At 27.9% G+C, this 2,756-nt stretch carries 2 protein-coding genes; both read left to right on the top strand.

What is annotated here, in order from left to right; all coding sequences use genetic code 11:
* Window positions 1-182: 182 nt before the first annotated feature.
* Window positions 183-1,769 (top strand): hypothetical protein, encoded by a 1,587-nt coding sequence (locus Q0V15_RS12845; RefSeq protein ID WP_297439537.1) that lies wholly within the window; start codon window positions 183-185, stop codon window positions 1,767-1,769.
* A complete protein-coding gene (locus Q0V15_RS12850) occupies window positions 1,766-2,464 on the top strand; it encodes a hypothetical protein (protein WP_297439538.1) in 699 nt (232 codons plus the stop codon). The genes Q0V15_RS12845 and Q0V15_RS12850 overlap by 4 nt, the downstream gene beginning before the upstream one ends.
* The last annotated feature ends 292 nt before the right edge of the window (window positions 2,465-2,756 follow it).

Consider the following 2,756-nt stretch of genomic DNA (forward strand, 5'->3'; position numbering starts at 1 on the left):
AGTAGTAATAATAGTAGTAATTAGTGTATAGATAACATAAAACACATTGAAGTTAAAATCTTCAATGTGTTTTTTTATTTTATGTAATAAAGAATTAAAATATTAAGTAACTTAAAATTGCATAATACATAAGATTTCAAACATATAAATGTAAGGTATTAATTAAAATATAGGAGGGTTACATGGAGGTTTTAAAAAAAACCATTAGTTCAATTACATCACAGAATTTACTTGGTTGGCTTGTTATAGGATTGATTCTTATAATTTTTATTATTGGGATAGTTTTAAGCTTTTTAGTGAAGAAATATTATGATGAGCTAAATAACGATATAGTGGAAGGTATAGCACAAGACGGGGATATTAATTTTAGTATGCCAGAGGTTAAAAAAATAGTGGCAAGGTTTAAAAGAAGTACGGAGTGTGGTACAGATAATATAAATACACAAGTTATTATAGAAAAGCATTTAAGCGATAAATATGTAAGATTTGAGAGTACAGCAAGAATAATTCCATCAATACTTATAGCAATGGGACTTCTTGGAACATTTCTTGGATTAACACTTGCTATATTTGAAACAAAAACTGCTTTATCTGGAATAACAACTATAAATAATTTTACAAAAGAACTTCAAAGCCCTATTGCTAGTATGGCAACAGCTTTCTGGACAAGTATATTTGGAGTTATAACTTCAATGATAAGTAATTTTATAATTAACACAATGAAACATTCAAAAAATAAATTTTATAATGAAATTGAAGATTATTTAGATAATGAGATATTTGCTAATCATGCAAAAACATTTAATACAATCTTTGAAGAGTTTAGTAGAACAGTTAAACTTACAATGCTCACATTAACAGAAGAAATGACTAATTTATTTAAAGATGGAGTGGAGGAACTAGTAAGTAAAATAAATACAAGTTCAATAGATTTAACTGAATCAGCAAATGGGCTTAAGGAATATACTAAAGAATTTAAAGGTCTTGTAGAAGTTTTTGATGGAACAGTTAGAAGTTTTCAGCAGCCAGTAGCATCATTTAATAAATCAGTATCGGAGTTTGTTGTAACATCAGAGAATTTAAGTGAAAGTGTTGATACTGGATTTAAAGAATTTGTTAGGTCAACAGAGTATTTAGATAAGTCAATGATTGACTTAAGTACTAGTATAGATACTTCATTTGAGGCAATGAGCGGAGCTATGGATGTATCACTTGATAATTTATCAGCAAATCTTGGGCAATGTTTTACTGGTATAAGCATAAAGTTTGAAGGTTCAATGGGAAGTCTTAGAGAGTCAATAGATGATGGGCTTATAAGAATTAGTAGTTCAATGGTTGTAAATGCAGAAAGTAATTTAGAAGTTGCAGCTACTATTAAAGATGAAAGTGTGAATATGGTGAGTAATCAAGAAAGTATAAAGGCACTTATAGAGGATATACAAAGAAGTAATGAAGTGAGTAATAAAGAGATAAGTTATCAAAATATAGTTATAAATAAACAAAGTAAATCGCTTGAAGAAGCAATAAAATCATTTAATAGGAGTACAGAGCATATGCCTATTTATGTTGCAGAAAGATTCTCAAGTGTTTTAAAAGATTATCTAGATGATGTTGGGATAAATATAAAAAATCATTTAGATGATAGGATAGGTACAATAAGCACAGATATATTTGGAGCAAGTAGAACTTTAGATGAAACAATTAAAGTTATAGATGATTCAAGAGATATAATAAATAATACTAGCAATTATAGGAGAAGAAGAGAATGAAGCTAAGGAGAAAAAATTATAGGGAAGTAGAAGAAAGTCCATCATACTGGCCATCTTTTGTAGATATTATGTCTATAACAGCCTTAGTTTTTTTCTTTTTAATGATAATAGCAATGGGATTTTTGACTATTTTTGTAGATGATATATCTGCTAAAAGAGAAAAGTTGTATGATAGGATAGAACTTGAACTAAAAGAAAATAATATTAATGACGATATGATAGTTTTTAATAGAGAAGAGGGGAAAATAGATATAAAAACAGAAACATTCTTTGAAACAGATTCTTCAGAACTTAAGGGTGATGGAATAAATGTTGCAAATATGTTTGGTGGAATATTTAATGAACTACTCAGCGTAGAAGAGATAAATAGAGAGATTGATTATATAGAGATTGTTGGACATACAGATTATGCAGGGACAACTTTTGATAATAGAGAACTTTCAACTATGAGAGCAGTTAGTTTTTTGAATCAGATAATGCCAATGAATAGCAGTCTAGAACAAATTTATGGACATAAATTTAAAGCATCAGGAATGTCTGAGTTTGAAACAAACAAAACTCATGAAGAAAGAAATCAAAATGAGGAAAACTATAATACAAATGAGCATCAAGGGGATAGAAAAATAGAAATAAAAATGGTGTTTAGCAATACAGACTTAGAGGAAGCAATAAAACAAAGAAATAATGATGAATAAATAAAAAATGAGCTATATCAGCAACTTAGTAGATATAGCTCATTTTTTTTGTATTAAATTATAATCAAGGAAATTATATTATTTAAATACAGGTACTAAAAGACCAATTACACCAAGTGCCATAAGGAAAAATGTTCCCCAAATAGCACCACCATTTTCTAATTTATCTTCCATTTTAGAATACCTCCTGTACAACTAAAGTTAAGTGTATTCTTATTATGTGTAGATATTTCTTGATTATACTATTTAAGTATCAAAATTATTAATAGAATAAAAGCCCTGCATTTTAAAT

This window comes from uncultured Clostridium sp. (genome assembly GCF_947036855.1).
Taxonomy (GTDB): Bacteria; Bacillota; Clostridia; order Clostridiales; family Clostridiaceae; genus Sarcina.

Coding starts and splice junctions, on each gene's coding strand:
- Q0V15_RS12850 (WP_297439538.1), top strand. CDS start 1,766: ATGAAGCTAAGGAGAAAAAATTATAGGGAAGTAGAAGAAAGTCCATCA.
- Q0V15_RS12845 (WP_297439537.1), top strand. CDS start 183: ATGGAGGTTTTAAAAAAAACCATTAGTTCAATTACATCACAGAATTTA.